The sequence below is a fragment of the Bradyrhizobium sp. USDA 376 genome (assembly GCF_054063675.1).
In genome coordinates this window covers 6,063,266-6,076,726 of record NZ_JBSSGN010000001.1, presented here as the reverse complement: position 1 = coordinate 6,076,726, position 13,461 = coordinate 6,063,266, and the positions used below count along the sequence as shown (strand labels likewise).

Genomic DNA, 13,461 nt, shown 5'->3' with positions numbered 1-13,461 from the left:
GGAGGTCCGTAAGGTCAATCGCGTTGCAAGGCAAGCGCCGCCCGGATCACGAAAAATCGTACCCAAGCCCCGGGCGCAGCGCCTGCATCTTCCGCGCCAGCCGCCGATGCCCCGTCTCCTCCGACCGCGCCAGGCGGCCCGCGATCGCGACATGATCCGCATCGCTCTTGTGCTGGTTGAGCTTGGCCTGCCCTTCGACGGTATCGACCACGAAATCGATGACGCGGATCGCAGCCAGCATGCTCTCGCGCTTCTCCGGCTCCATCTGCGCGAGGTCCCAAGGGGCCTTCGGCAACCGCGCCTCGGCGACCGCGAGCAGCGCATCGCCGTGCTCGCGGTTCTCGTCCAGCCCGCGCAGATGCGCCACGCCCGACAGGTGCACGGCCTCGTAGAGCCAAGTCGAGACGTTGTCCGGCGAGGCATACCAGTCATTGGAAATGTAAGCATCGTCGCCGGCGACGATCAGCAGGAATCGCCGCGCGCCATCTGCCAGCGGAACGAGCGGATTTTTGGCGGTGAGGTGGATCTGCACGATGGCGCGTCCGTCGCGTTCTGCCAGCACGAACGGCACGTGCGAGGCACGCGGCCCGCGCTCATCCGCCGCTACGACCACGCCGAAGCCGCGTTGCCCGGCGAATTCCAGTGCACGCTGCTCCTCGATGCGGAATTGGGGACGGAGGACATGCATGGCGCGGCGCTCGATCTGTTCGACGAAGGACGAGGCAAGGCTAACCCATCATGCGGCTCAGGCCGAAACGATATCGGCCTGCGAAACGCGGATGTCAGGAATGATTTCGGCGCCGCGCAAGCTCGCCGAGATAGGCGCAGAACATGTCGGCCAGTCCGTCGGCCTGGCGCACGATCTCCGTTTCGCTGCGAGGCGCCTCCGAGAACCTCTTGCCGACCTCGCTCAGCGTCGTCGTGATCAGCTCGCCGGCGAGAGCGCGCGTCGCCTCCGTTGCCTTGGGCAGCGCTTCCCGCATGAAGGCCGCGACGATGCCCTTGCCGGCAGCCCTCGCATCCTGCGCCTCGGGCGCATCGCGATAGAGCGGAGCGGCGTCGCTGAGGGCGGTGCGGATCGCGGCCTCCTCGCACTCGGAGCGGATGAAGGCATGAACCAGCGCGCGCAGCCGCAGCGGCGGCGCCTTCGCACCGTCCGCGAGGATGCCGCGCAGCATGTCGCTCGTGCGCCGCCATTCATCGCTCTGGAGGCGGAACAGGATCGCCGCCTTGTTCGGAAAATATTGATAGAGCGAGCCGACGCTCACCCCGGCCCGCTCCGCCACCCGCGCCGTGGTAAAACGCTGCGCGCCCTCCTTCGCCAGGACCTGAACAGCCGCATCCAGAATGGCCGCCACCAGCTCCGTGGAGCGGGCCTGTTGCGGCTGTTTTCGTGAGGAAACTGAACGGCTTCGGCGATCGGCCATGGCGCCCTCGGGCAATGCGAATAGCGAATGCGACGAATTAGTCGTATTTCAGCTTCGACGCAAGCACACGCTTCGCCGCCAACCCTGGAGACCTCGAATGACCACCCCGACCATCACATCGCTTGCGCCGCTGCTGGATCGCCTCTTCATCGAGGCCGAGGCAGCAAGCGGCGCAACGCACGCAGCCGTCGCGGATCTGTCCGATGCCGAACAGGCGCGGATGCTGCGGAGCAAGACCGACTATCGCGATCTCTATGGACGTCTGAAGGACGCGCCGCTCGCGGTCTCACGCGAGACCGGTTCGCTGCTCTATATGCTGGCGCGCAGCTCCCGCGCCAAAGCGATCGTCGAGTTCGGTACCTCGTTCGGTATCTCGACCCTGCACCTTGCCGCAGGTTTGCGCGACAATGGCGGCGGCCGCCTCGTCACCAGCGAGTTCGAGCCGTCGAAAGCGGCGCGGGCGCGGACGAACCTGTCGGCCGGCGGCTTGATCGACCTCGTCGAAATCCGCGAGGGCGATGCGCTGCAAACGCTCAGTGCCGATCTGCCCGATACGATCGATCTCGTGCTGCTCGACGGCGCCAAAGCGCTCTACCCTGAGATCCTGGATCTGGTCGAAGGCCATCTCAGGCCGGGTGCGATCATCGTCGCCGATAACGCCGACGACAGTCCCGGCTATCTGGCGCGGGTGCGCGCGCCCGGCAGCGGCTATTTGTCCACGCCCTTTGCCGAAGACGTCGAACTTTCCGTGCGGATCGACTAGCGCCGTATCGGAACCACCATAAGAGCTTGAAGCCGCCGCACGATTCACCCCGCGGCAGCTTCATGCCGGGTTCCGGGGTGTCGCAGGCTCGTCACTCACACGTGATAATTGCTGACCGCAAAGCCAAGCCCCGCATGCTAAAGATACCTACCGCGCGGTATCTTTCTTGCCCATGCCCGAGCCCGACATGACCTCCGCCTTCAACGCCTATGCAGCGCTTGCCCTCGCCATCGTCTTCGAGGTCACCGCGTCCGCCTTCCTGCAGCAGTCCGCACAATTCACGCGGCCTTGGCCGACGCTTGCCATGGTGCTGTTCTACGTCGCCTCGTTCTACGCGCTGTCGGTCGCGATCCGGGTTATCCCCTTGAGCATCGCCTATGCGATCTGGGGCGGGGTCGGCATCATCCTGACCGCGACCGTCTCCTTCGTGCTGTTCCGCCAGATGCTGGACGCGGCGGCCTTCGTCGGCATCGCCTTGATCGTATCCGGGGTCGTGATCATCAACCTGTTCTCGGAGACGACGGTGCATTGATGCCGGGAAACGCCTATACCCGCGCCAAGCAGCCCGAACAGGTGCGGCGCGCCCTGCTCGACCACGCCGCGGCCATTGCCATGGACCATGGCGTCGCCGGCGTCACCGTGCAGGCGGTGGCGGAGGCGGCCGGCGTCACCAAGGGCGGACTATTTCATCACTTCGGCAGCAAGCAGGCATTGATCGAGGGCCTGTTCGCCGACCTGCTCGGCCGCGTCGATGCCGAGATCGACGCTGCCATCGAAGCCGATCCCAAGCCGCGCGGCAGTTTTACGCGCGCCTATGTCAATGCCGTGTTCACCGGCAAGGCCTTCGGCTTCACCACGCCATGGGCGGCGCTGAGCATGGTCGTCGTCACCGATCCGTCACTGCGCCGGCTCTGGAACGACTGGATGAAGGCCCGGCTGAAGCGCCACCGCGCGACCGACGGCACGCCCGAGCTGCACATCGTGCGCCTCGCCGCCGACGGCGCCTGGCTGACCTTTGTCACGACGGGACAGACGCGCATGAGTGCGGATCTGCGCGCCGTGCACGACCGGCTGATCGCGCAGACCCATCGGCGCGGCTAGAGCCGCCCCACGCTCACGGCGCCGTCTTGATCTTCGCACGCAGCGATGCTGGCTCCACGATCCCCGGCAGGAAGCTGAAATTCGCCGAGGTCTTGCCATCGACCAGCGTCGCGAAGTTGTGGCAACTGACGCAGGAGCCCGGACCTGCGGGACCATTGCTCAGATAGTTCTGGATATAGGTCTCGAGTGTCATGTTGGACAGCATGCCCGGCACGGCGTTGGATGGAATCGGATTTGGCGGGGTCGGCGGTTCGACATTGCCTCCCCATTGCGTACCGACCAGCATGTAGTTCTGGAATACGCTCTTGAGCGAGCCAAGCGCCATCCGCCACTGCTCGTTCAGGGTGGACGTGGTCGGATAAATCCGCCAGCAGCGCACGGCCTGTGGCTGCGCGGTTGCACTGGTGGTGCCGCCCAGTGCATACGGCTTGCGCGGATTCCAGGGGAATGCCGTCTTGCTGACGCCGGGCGATTGCGGCGAGATATTGGTGCCGAGACTCGACGGCGCGCCGGTGTTGAAGAACGAGAAATGCGCGCCCGGGGCGGGACTGGCCGGCCCGCAGCTCGGCTGGTTGATCCAGTTCGTGGCCTTGTCGGTGCCGCAGCCGTCCGCAACGTTGCAGGGCGCGTTTGCGAGCGGCGCGTTGTCGACATGCTCGAACGTCGCCCAGATCCATTGCGGCCGCAGCGCCGGATTGGTCTTGTCCAGCGGATTGCGCTGGAGGATGTGCATGCCGACGAGCCCCACCCGCTCGCTGCGGCAGAACGGACGGCCGTCGCGCACGAGATCGCCTGATACCGCAAGCAGGATGTTCTGCGTGAAGAATTTTGACGGATCGTCCTTGGACGGATCGAGGATGCGCCACGACGCCTTGATCTCGATCGAACCATTGGTGCCGTCCGGGACCGTGGCCGACGACGTGAAGTCGGCACCACCAGGATTCTTCTTGATGAATTCGAGCTGGCCGGCCCTGGTCGTCAGCGTCTGCGTCTTCTGGCCGCCGGGCGCGCGCAGATATTGCGCCTCGATCTCGTTGACGCGCCGCTCGAACAGCGTCCAGTTGCCGTTGACGTCGATCAGCGGCTTGTTGGTTGCGGCCTGCAGATATTCTTCATTGTTCGGCATCGGCTGGCCCTTGCCGTTCGAGCCGATATGGAAGATCGGAAGAGCCAGCGCCTGCGGGCAGCCGGCGATGACGGGCGCGTTGCCGAACAGCGAAGAGACCGTCGGATAGGCCTGCCAGACCCGCCGGCCCGGCTGCGTCAGTCCCTGCGCTGCCGGCTCCTTGACGCCGCTTGCCACCCAGTTCAGTGCGACGAACATCTGCCAGGCCATGTTGTCGAACGGCGACTGCACGTCCGCCTTCTCGCTCTGCGGCGGCTGACCGTAAAGGCCGTTGTACCCCTGTGTTTCCGCAAGGCCCGGATCGGGGCCGATATAGGCCGGCACGATGGAGCACAGCCCGTTGCTGCCATTGGCGCAGAACTTGGCCTGCGGAATATAGGGCGGTGCCGCTTGCGGCGATTGCGCCTGCGCGGCCGGCCGCAGCGGCGCCACCAGCATCGCCGTGGCGAACGCGAGCGGCATCAAGGCCAAAGACTGCCAATGCTTCATCGGAGGACCTCACAGATGCGAGCTCAACCGCCCCGCCCTCGCCCGAGCTCAAAAGTGATGTGCGACCAAATCCCGAGATCTGTCCGACGGGACATCTAGGTTGCTTTATAGACATAAACTACTTCAGGTTTAATACCACCTCACGGCAGCTCAGACAATCTCATTCTATTTTTGATTGAGAGCGCAATCGCGCGGGATCTTCTCTGGCCGTGACTAGCGGCTCTGCACCGGCTTGGGCGGACGCGGCGCGGACTTGGACGGCTTTGTGCCAGGCTTGGCCGCAGCGCGCGGCGGCTGCGCATCGACGGATTCCAGATACGCGGCGAGCGCCTTGGCGGAATCGGAACTGGTTGCGTAATGGTCCTTCAGGAACCAGGACAGCGTCAGGCTGAAGCGTCCCTTGGCGAGGCCGCGCGGGCTGCGGTGGCACGTCGCGCAACCGTCGGCAAACAGTTTTTCGGGCGACTTGCCGGCATCGAGATTTTGCGCGGACGCAACCGTCGCCGTCAGCGCGGCGGCCGCGGCAAGAATCGTCAGGGGCGCGATCAGGCCGCGCCCCGGTCGGAATAGCGATATCAACGTCGTCCCCCAGAGCGTTTTCAAGCGAAGTGGATGACCGGTTCGCGTCGAGAAAACGCGTCAAAAATCTAGAGTTCCCCGGTCACGCCGCCAGCAGCTGATCGAATTCGGGCGGCGCGTAGGCCTTGCCGTCCTGGTCGGTGATGACGACCCGCCAGCCCTCGCTCGCCCACACTTTTGCCTTCGCCACGATGAGGAGCCGGCTCTCGCGGGCGAAACTGTACTTCTCATTGTCGCGTTCTGCGACCATTTTGTAGGCCAATGCGCATCCCCTTGCGTTGCCCTGCACCCGCCCCCTCGTGGCAGCGGGCTTTGGCGGCAATTCGCCGGGAGCGTGGCAATTTGGTGCCATCCGCAGGCAGCATTGTGCTTGGCTCCGGCGGGCCGACGGAGTTTGATCATGCGCACGATCATGAAGGCGATTCAGCTTGTCGCGGGCTTGCTCGGCATCGCCTCGGCCGGCGCGCCGGCAGCGGCGCAGACCTACGATCCGCGCTATCCCGTCTGCATCGAGGTCTACACCATCGACGGCAGCACTATCGATTGCAGTTTTACGACGATCGCGCAGTGCGCCGCGACGGCCTCCGGGCAGTCCGCGCAGTGCTACGCCAATCCCTATGCCACCCAGAGCAGGCAGCAAGGCCTGGCCTCGTCGCCGCCGCGACGAAACCGATAGCCTTAAGTCCGCGCCCCGATCAATGGACGCGGATGATGTGGGGACGGCCGAGATCGATCAGCCCCTGCACCGCCGAGAGGCGATCGTCGAGGGCTGCGATGGTGAGCAGCAAATTGTTACGGCGCTCGTCGAGCATGCCCATCTCGGCACCGGTCAGCTTTTTGCTCATCCGCTCCTTGTGAATCCCATCGAGGGACTTGCGCAGTCCGGCGATCAGGCCGGCCAGCTGCTTGGCCTCTTTGGTCATCGACCGCTTCGCGACATTTTGGCGGCGCGTGTCCGCCTGGCTCTGTCTCATCGTCATCCTCCCGTGCCCCGCTGCCCCGAGTGGATGATTGCATCTTTGGGTACACATCTTACGATCGATGAAATCTGCCCGCGAAGAACTTTCTTAAATTGTACGCGCAGGGAACTCGGATCAAATCAGCAGAAAGCCCGGCGCGAGGGCCGGGCTTTCCTTGAGGCAATGCTAGCGCTTCTCGTGGCCGCCGCCGGGGCCGCCGGCCGGACCACCGCCGCCACGCGGAGCGGCATTGTGCGGAGCGCCGCCACCGCCGTGCGGCGTTGCAGGCGCAGCGGCACGCGGCGCCGGCATCTGCGCACGGGCATTCATCGGCGCACCGTGGCTCACATTCGGCTGCGCGACATGCGGCGTCGCGGGCCGTGCGGCAGGTGCAGTCGACACACGCGGTGCTTCATGCGCACGTGGCGTCGGCTGAGCACGCACCGCGGCGCGGCTCGCGGCCTGGTCGCGCGTCATACGTGCCTGAGCATCGCGGGGACTGCGAGTCTGCACATTGGTCCGCTCATGCGCGATGCGCTCGCTCCGTCCGGCACGCGTCCGGTCGGCGGCAACCGCAGCGTCGCGTTTCGTGATCGCAGCGTCGCGCTTTGCGATCGCGGCGTCACGCTTCGTGATCGCAGCGTCACGTTTCGTGATCGCGGCGTCACGCTTTGTCGTGATCGCGGCGTCACGCTTTGTCGTGATCGCAGCATCGCGCTTTGCGATCGCCGCGTCGCGCGTCGCGATCGCACCGTCACGCTTCGTGATCGCGGCATCGCGCCGTGAGGTCGCGGCGTCACGTCCGGAGATCGCGGCGGCACCCTTGCCACGCACGCCTTGGCGTTCCAGTGCGATCGTCGCGTCACGCGTCGCCGCACGACCGATGCGGGCTGCGCCCGGGTCGATCGTCATCCGCGTGGCGAAGCGCTGATGCGAGGTCCAGTAATTATTCCAGTAGGCGTGACGGCGATACCAGGGCCGCCCCTCATAGTAGCTCGACCAGTACGAGGTCAGCACGAACGGGACGACGGGCACATCGATCACGTCGACATAGTCGGGGAGATAGACGTAGCGATTGCGGTAGAGATATTCGAGATATTGCGAAGACACCCAGCCGCGATCGTCGGAGAAGCTCACGTCGCACCAGGCATTGCCGCGCAGGCAGCCATGGATGTTGACGCGGGCTCCCCCGGGGATGCGATCGACCAGGGGAAAGCCGGAGCCTGGACCGGCGCGCAGGCCGGTCGAGACGGTGACGATGCCCGGCGCGGCCAGCGCGGCCGTTGGGGCGAGCAGCAATGCTGCAACCAAAATGCTTCTGAGTCTCATGGCGTGTTCCTCCTCTGCGAGACGGAACGCGCAGGCGGAACGAGCGTTCCGTCTGTCATCGTCTAAGCAGCCGAAAGATTGAGAGCGCGCCACGCGCGGAGTTCAATATTCATCCGCCATTCATCGGCACGGCGCGCGCAGCGCTTCCAGCGTCAGTTCACCGCAGCATGAAAGCGTCGAAGTACGAGGCGAGCCCGGCAAAATCGTCGAGCGGCAGCACGGTCGCGACATACTGGTCCGGGCGCACCACGACCATGCAGCCGGCAGTCCGATCGATGCCGCGCATAGCGAAGACATCCTGACCGCTCTTGAAGTCAGGGCAGAACATCTTTTCGTAGTCGTACAAGCCGTAACGGCCTTTGCTCGGAAGCAACATCGGCGGCATCGCCTCGATGGCGAGTTCGCGATGATCCTGCTGAAACACCGCGCGCAGATCGATCACGCCGTCGATGTCGCCGCTACTGGGCGTATATCGCCGGATTGGAGATTTCCGAGATTCGGCCAGGAAATTGCACAAGGCACGAATGGCCGAGCCCGACGCTGCGGGATTCTCCGCGGGCGAGAACGCGTAGATGCGGAAGCGGCCGTCCGCCTGCGCGGCGTGGCCGAGATGCACCGGCTTGGCATCCGCAAGCCGGATCACCGGCGCGGAATGGAAGCGCGTGCCGATCACAAGCCCCTGCGCGAGATGCTGATGTGACGTCGCTCCGGTGAGAAGCGATGGCCGATAATGCGTCGCAGTGCCGGCGGTATAGCGCCCGTGACGGACGAAATAGTCCTGCGTCTTGGCGGCATCGGCGCCGCCGGCCTTGGCGGCCGAAGCGAGAATGCCGGCCCACTCCCGATCGAAATCGATCAGCTCCTTGGCAACCGCCTGGCGCTCCGCTGAATAGGAATGCAGCAGGCTCGGCGCACACCGCTTGCGCAGAACAGCGGCGAGCTTCCAGCCGAGATTGAAAGCGTCCTGCATCGAGACGTTCATGCCCTGCCCGGCCTTCGGGCTGTGGGTGTGGCAGGCATCGCCGGCGATGAAGATGCGCGGCAGGCGGCTGGCGATCTCCGTTTCCGGCACGTCGTCGAACTTGTCGGTCAGGCGCTGGCCGATCTCGTAGACCGACCACCAGGCGATCTCCTTCACGTCGAGCGTATGCGGCTTCAGGATCCGCTGCGCTTTCGCGATCACGTCGTCGGCGGTGATGTTGCGATTGGCAACGCGCTCGCCGACATCGAGCTTGGCGAGCTCGACATAGATCCGGACCATGTAGCCGCCTTCGCGCGGAATGATCAGCAGGCTGCCGTCCTTGGCCGACTGGATCAGGGACTTGAAGCGGATGTCGGGAAAATCGGTCACCGCCAGCACGTCCATCACGCCCCAGGCATGGTTGGCGGAATCGCCGTGCAGCTCGCGGCCGATCGATCTGCGCACCGTGCTGCGCGCGCCGTCGCAGCCGACGACATAGCGCGCCCTGATCGTCTCGACCTTGCCTTCGTTTCCGGCATCGACGCGTTCGAGCCGCACGGTCACGGCATGGTCGGCGGGACCTGCGGCCGGATCGACATGGAGATCCAGCAGGCGGCGGCTGTAATAGGGCTCGAGCTTGCCGGGCGCCTTGCGCATGATGTCGAGAAAGCCGTCATGGATGCGCGCCTGGTTGAGGATGACATGCGGGAATTCAGACAGCCCGTCCTCGACGTCCTGCACCCTTCCGCTGCGGACGATTGTCTCCGGCATGCGCTCGTCCGGCTTCCAGAATGTCGTCTCGTTGACCCAATAGGCCTCCTTCAGCACGCGCTCGCTGAAGCCATAGGCGTGGAACATCTCCATGGTGCGGCAGGCGATGCCGTCGGCCTGCCCGACCAGCAGGCGGCCCGGCTTCTGCTCGACGATACAGGTCTTGATGTCGCCGAACTGAGCAAGCTGTGCAGCGAGCGTCAGGCCGGCGGGCCCGCAGCCGACGATGAGGACATCGACCTCGTCAGGCACCGCGCCCGCTGCGCCTGCGGCCTGAATCCGCTCGGCGGGGTCGGCGATCTCGGGGTCGCCCGGCTGAAATCCATTCAGATGGAATTGCATGAGCACCTCTCCCGTCAACGTCTTCTTCGATATTGCTCAGTATGCTGACTATCAGTATACTTGTCAATGATCCGCACCGTCCCTGCCCTCGAGGAGAATTCGGTGAAAGACAACAACGACATGCCCGGGCATCTGGCGCGCCGGTTCCAACAGATCGCGGTCGCGGTGTTCCTGGCCGAGGTCGGGGATGCCGGCTTCGACCTGACGCCGGTGCAATACGCCGCGCTCGCGACCATCAAGGCCAATCCGGGGCTCGACCAGGTGACGCTCGCAGGACTGATCGCCTATGACCGCACCACCATCACGGGCGTGATCGATCGCCTGGTGCAGAAGGGTCTTATCGAGCGCCGGGCCAGCCCCCGCGACCGCCGCGCCCGCGAGCTCGAGATCACCGACGAGGGCCGGCGCGCGCTGCGCAAGATCACGCCGGCGGTCGAGTCCGCGCAGCGCATCATGCTGCGCGGACTCAGCGCGAAGGAAGGCGAGGAGCTGATGCGGCTCCTGCGCAAGGCGATCGCCGCCGGCAACGAGCTCAGCCGCGCCCCGCTGCGCGAATGAGCATATTTTGTGCGTAATCGTCGCAGTGCGGCGAAACCTGGAACTAACCTTCGGCTGCTACGGTCGGCCCCATTCGGCGCTTAACGCGCGATTAACTTTGCCGTTCGGAGATCGGGATGTTCAGGTTCCTCATTGCGGCCGCGGCCATCGCGCTCTCGACCGGCGATGCACTCGCGAACGGCCATGGCGGCGGCGATGCCCCTCCTCCGCCCAAGCCCGAGGCGACGACCGCACCGGCCAAGGTGGTGCTGACCAAGCAGGGTCCGAAGCTGGTCGATCTCAAGGGCATGACGCTCTACACTTACGAGCGCGATACGACCGGCAAGACCTCGAACTGCAACGGCAAGTGCACGGAGAGCTGGGTGCCGCTGGCCGCAACCGCCGACGCCAGGGCGGTCGGCGACTTCACCGTGATCAACCGCAACGACGGTAGCAAGATGTGGGCGTACCGCTACCGTCCGCTCTACACCTCGCCGGCCGACAAGGCCCCGGGCGATACCAACGGCACGGCCACGACCCTGCAGTGGCACATCGCGCGGCCTGAAAACTAGGGCGAGAACGGCACGCGCCCTCCAGGCGTACCCACGAGCTTCGCGTGTGCTGCGGAATCAGCCGAGGCATAATTGACCTCCGGATTCCAGTGCAGCGCGACGTACAGGACCAATCCGGCCAGGATGGAGCCATAAAAGCCGAACGCGGCCAGGCGCCATTTCCGCACAATGCGGCGGTCGTTCTCATTCAATGGATCAAAGTATTTTTGCATGATGCCTCCAATGGCAGCGAGCCATCAAGGCCTAGCGCAATCGGAGCGGGTCGGCTGTGAAGCCGTTCACCCGTCATCGCTTCAAAACGATGTGATCGTCGTCGGCGTACTAGCGCGCCAGGTCCGACGGCACCGGCTTGAACACCGGCATGTTCGCGCTTGCCTGCAGCGTTTTGACTTCTGCGTTGACCACCACGGGTCCGGTCATGAACCAGGCCGCCGCCACGGCCGCGATCGCTATTCCCGCACCAAGCGCCGCAATCTCTTTCACGTTTCCGCCCCTGGCGATCAGTTGCTGAGGACGACGCCGTGCTGGTGTCGCGACGGATGATCGGCGCCGACCAGCGCGTTCGGGTCGGTCGCAATCACCGCTTCCGGCAACGGCAACGGCTCGAGGCCGGCGAAGCGGCGATAGAGCGCGCCCATGAGGGCGCCGCAAAATGCCGCCGGCACCAGGAGAGCAGCGAGGATCGGCACCACCAATACCAGCAGCAGCACGCAGGCGAACGCCGCCACGCCTCCGATCGCCGCGTATTCCCACGCGCTGCGGCGGCTCATGGCTCGCGCGACATGGTGCACGCAGAGCATGAAGATGCTCGAAGGAATAACCGAGATCACCATCATGACCATGAAGGTTTGCGCCGGGATCACGGATGCGAAGATATGAGCGGTGCTCTTGTCCGCGAAACCGTTCATCAGGAGCGGCACCAGCGTGTAGGGCAGAAGCGTTGCGAGCACTGTCGGCATCAGGGCCGCGATCGCGATGCCGGCGATCGAGGTGCGGACCCGGACCGGTCCGTCGAAGATGATTGGCGGCGGCGCCGCCGGTGCGTCAGCGGCAGGAGTCGCGCCGGCCGCGCGTGCAACCGGACTAAGACCGGCAAATTGACCATAGAGGAAACCGCCGATCATTCCCGCGATCGTCGGCAACAGACCGATCGTCACCACCGTACCGTCGCCGGGTGCGGTCAGCTGGATGTGGTTGCGGATGGCAATGCCGTAGCTCACCGCGGCCATGACGCCGCCCATCAGCCCATAGGCGAGCCGGCTCGAGATTGTCCATTGCCTCAGCACGATGTGCCCGGCAAACAGGAAGGCCGCATTGATGGCCATGCGGCCCGCGAACAGCACCAGGATCTGGTCCGGCGCCGGTGTGCCTGCGGGATCGGTCACCTGCCCACCGGCGATGGCAAAGACCATCAGCACAGCTTCGACGATGGCGACCGGAATCAGCGCGGCGAACAGCGCGCGCGGCGAATTCTTGACGAGATACATGCGAGCAACCCCTTGCTCGCTGCACGCTAGACACGAAGCGTTACGGCCCGCGCAAGACAATGGGTAAAATTGTCCGCAAGCAGCGCGCCGGTGCTCCTCGCCCGAACGCCCTATCCGCGCCAGCGCGCGCCTGGTCCGGCCTGCGCATTCTGTCCGGGCGGCAGCACCACGACGGTCGAATTGAGCTTCACCCGGTCGTAGAGATCGATCACGTCCTCGTTGCGCATCCGGATGCAGCCCGACGAGATCGCCTGCCCGATATATTCGGGCTGGTTGGTGCCGTGGATGCGGTAGAGCGTGTCCTTGTTGCCGACATAGAGATAGATGCCGCGCGCGCCCAGCGGATTGGCGGGACCACCGGGCACGCGCGCCGGATATGGTCCAAGCCGCGCCTGGATGTCCGCCGTCGGCACCCAGTCGGGCCATTCCGCGAGGCGGCCGACGCGCGCAACGCCGGAGAAGGCCATCGCCTCCTCACCGACCGCGACGCCGTAGCGGATCGCCTTGCCGTCGGGCAGCACGAAATAGAGATACCGCGCATCGGTATCGACCAGGATCGTGCCCGGCATCTCCTTGCGCGGATAATCGACGATATGACGCAGATATTGCTCAGGCACGCTCGCCTGGGCGTAAGGCGTATGCGCGAGCAACTGCCGGTCGCGCGGCGTCATGCTCGCGTTGGTCGACGGCGAAAGCGTCGTCTGCATGCAACCGCCGAGCGGCAGCATGGCAACGACGAAGAAAGCGAGAACAGATCTTGGCACCACCGGCCCCCCGATAGCGGATAGCAGCGCCCCCCAGCACCGCTAGATGCTGCCCAAATCGTGCTGAAAACAAGGCAGACCGGAACAATTGCGCGTGTTCGATCAGCCGGGTTCCATCACCACAAACGGCGGAAGAGCGTCGCATCATCTCCATCCCCTCGCCTTGCTTTGGTCAAACCCGGCTGGACTCGTGCGTCATCTGCCCGGGCTCATCAGGTTGGATGGGCTCCTCTCAACTGATCGGCTCGCGCCAA

Annotated in this window: 18 protein-coding genes; 6 read left to right on the top strand and 12 right to left on the bottom strand. The window is 65.0% G+C overall.

Going from position 1 to position 13,461, the window contains the following annotated elements; all coding sequences use genetic code 11:
• Positions 1-46: 46 nt before the first annotated feature.
• Both ACVJ19_RS28175 and ACVJ19_RS28170 read right to left on the bottom strand, forming a co-directional pair.
• Positions 47-688 (bottom strand): FMN-binding negative transcriptional regulator, encoded by a 642-nt coding sequence (locus ACVJ19_RS28175; protein WP_453952452.1) that lies wholly within the window; start codon positions 686-688, stop codon positions 47-49.
• A gap of 94 nt (positions 689-782) precedes the next feature.
• Entirely contained in the window at positions 783-1,427 is a 645-nt protein-coding gene (locus ACVJ19_RS28170; RefSeq protein ID WP_453952451.1) for a TetR family transcriptional regulator, read from the bottom strand.
• A 97-nt stretch (positions 1,428-1,524) separates the two neighbouring features.
• Here ACVJ19_RS28170 and ACVJ19_RS28165 point away from each other — a divergent pair, with 97 nt between their 5' ends.
• From ACVJ19_RS28165 to ACVJ19_RS28155, 3 genes are all read left to right on the top strand, one after another.
• A complete protein-coding gene (locus ACVJ19_RS28165) occupies positions 1,525-2,190 on the top strand; it encodes an O-methyltransferase (protein WP_453952450.1) in 666 nt (221 codons plus the stop codon).
• A 187-nt stretch (positions 2,191-2,377) separates the two neighbouring features.
• Positions 2,378-2,722, top strand: a complete 345-nt coding sequence (locus ACVJ19_RS28160; RefSeq protein WP_084803372.1) for a DMT family transporter — start codon at positions 2,378-2,380, stop codon at positions 2,720-2,722.
• A complete protein-coding gene (locus tag ACVJ19_RS28155; protein WP_453955226.1) occupies positions 2,722-3,291 on the top strand; it encodes a TetR/AcrR family transcriptional regulator in 570 nt (189 codons plus the stop codon). The genes ACVJ19_RS28160 and ACVJ19_RS28155 overlap by 1 nt, the downstream gene beginning before the upstream one ends.
• Before the next feature lie 13 nt (positions 3,292-3,304).
• Here ACVJ19_RS28155 and ACVJ19_RS28150 read toward each other — a convergent pair whose 3' ends face one another.
• The 3 genes from ACVJ19_RS28150 to ACVJ19_RS28140 form a co-directional block, all read right to left on the bottom strand.
• On the bottom strand, positions 3,305-4,906 hold the full coding sequence (locus ACVJ19_RS28150; protein WP_453952449.1) for a hypothetical protein: 1,602 nt from the start codon (positions 4,904-4,906) through the stop codon (positions 3,305-3,307).
• 213 nt (positions 4,907-5,119) lie between these two features.
• On the bottom strand, positions 5,120-5,485 hold the full coding sequence (locus ACVJ19_RS28145; RefSeq protein WP_453952448.1) for a hypothetical protein: 366 nt from the start codon (positions 5,483-5,485) through the stop codon (positions 5,120-5,122).
• Between the two features lie 82 nt (positions 5,486-5,567).
• Positions 5,568-5,774, bottom strand: coding sequence for a hypothetical protein (locus tag ACVJ19_RS28140; RefSeq protein WP_080137812.1), 207 nt, complete (start codon positions 5,772-5,774; stop codon positions 5,568-5,570).
• Positions 5,775-5,885: 111 nt separating this feature from the next.
• On the opposite strand from ACVJ19_RS28140, the gene ACVJ19_RS28135 reads away from it, so the two are divergent.
• Positions 5,886-6,161: a DUF3551 domain-containing protein gene (locus ACVJ19_RS28135; protein ID WP_453952447.1), complete on the top strand. Its 276-nt coding sequence runs from the start codon at positions 5,886-5,888 to the stop codon at positions 6,159-6,161.
• 19 nt (positions 6,162-6,180) lie between these two features.
• Here ACVJ19_RS28135 and ACVJ19_RS28130 read toward each other — a convergent pair whose 3' ends face one another.
• From ACVJ19_RS28130 to ACVJ19_RS28120, 3 genes are all read right to left on the bottom strand, one after another.
• Positions 6,181-6,459: a hypothetical protein gene (locus ACVJ19_RS28130; RefSeq protein WP_211406724.1), complete on the bottom strand. Its 279-nt coding sequence runs from the start codon at positions 6,457-6,459 to the stop codon at positions 6,181-6,183.
• Positions 6,460-6,630: 171 nt separating this feature from the next.
• Positions 6,631-7,773, bottom strand: coding sequence for an SH3 domain-containing protein (locus ACVJ19_RS28125; protein WP_453952446.1), 1,143 nt, complete (start codon positions 7,771-7,773; stop codon positions 6,631-6,633).
• A gap of 157 nt (positions 7,774-7,930) precedes the next feature.
• Positions 7,931-9,847 (bottom strand): FAD-binding monooxygenase, encoded by a 1,917-nt coding sequence (locus tag ACVJ19_RS28120; protein ID WP_453952445.1) that lies wholly within the window; start codon positions 9,845-9,847, stop codon positions 7,931-7,933.
• A gap of 102 nt (positions 9,848-9,949) precedes the next feature.
• Between ACVJ19_RS28120 and ACVJ19_RS28115 the strand changes: the two genes are divergently transcribed.
• Together ACVJ19_RS28115 and ACVJ19_RS28110 are read left to right on the top strand one after the other, a co-directional pair.
• Positions 9,950-10,405, top strand: a complete 456-nt coding sequence (locus ACVJ19_RS28115; RefSeq protein ID WP_453952444.1) for a MarR family winged helix-turn-helix transcriptional regulator — start codon at positions 9,950-9,952, stop codon at positions 10,403-10,405.
• Between the two features lie 116 nt (positions 10,406-10,521).
• Positions 10,522-10,956, top strand: a complete 435-nt coding sequence (locus ACVJ19_RS28110) for a COG4315 family predicted lipoprotein (protein WP_453952443.1) — start codon at positions 10,522-10,524, stop codon at positions 10,954-10,956.
• Here ACVJ19_RS28110 and ACVJ19_RS28105 read toward each other — a convergent pair.
• The 4 genes from ACVJ19_RS28105 to ACVJ19_RS28090 form a co-directional block, all read right to left on the bottom strand.
• Positions 10,953-11,168, bottom strand: coding sequence for a hypothetical protein (locus ACVJ19_RS28105; protein WP_453952442.1), 216 nt, complete (start codon positions 11,166-11,168; stop codon positions 10,953-10,955). The genes ACVJ19_RS28110 and ACVJ19_RS28105 overlap by 4 nt on opposite strands.
• Before the next feature lie 109 nt (positions 11,169-11,277).
• Entirely contained in the window at positions 11,278-11,439 is a 162-nt protein-coding gene (locus tag ACVJ19_RS28100) for a hypothetical protein (protein WP_453952441.1), read from the bottom strand.
• A 17-nt stretch (positions 11,440-11,456) separates the two neighbouring features.
• Positions 11,457-12,443 carry a hypothetical protein gene (locus ACVJ19_RS28095; RefSeq protein WP_453952440.1) on the bottom strand — a complete coding sequence of 329 codons (987 nt, stop codon included), beginning with the start codon at positions 12,441-12,443 and terminating at the stop codon, positions 11,457-11,459.
• Between the two features lie 110 nt (positions 12,444-12,553).
• Positions 12,554-13,171, bottom strand: a complete 618-nt coding sequence (locus ACVJ19_RS28090; RefSeq protein WP_453955225.1) for a L,D-transpeptidase — start codon at positions 13,169-13,171, stop codon at positions 12,554-12,556.
• Positions 13,172-13,461: the final 290 nt, after the last annotated feature.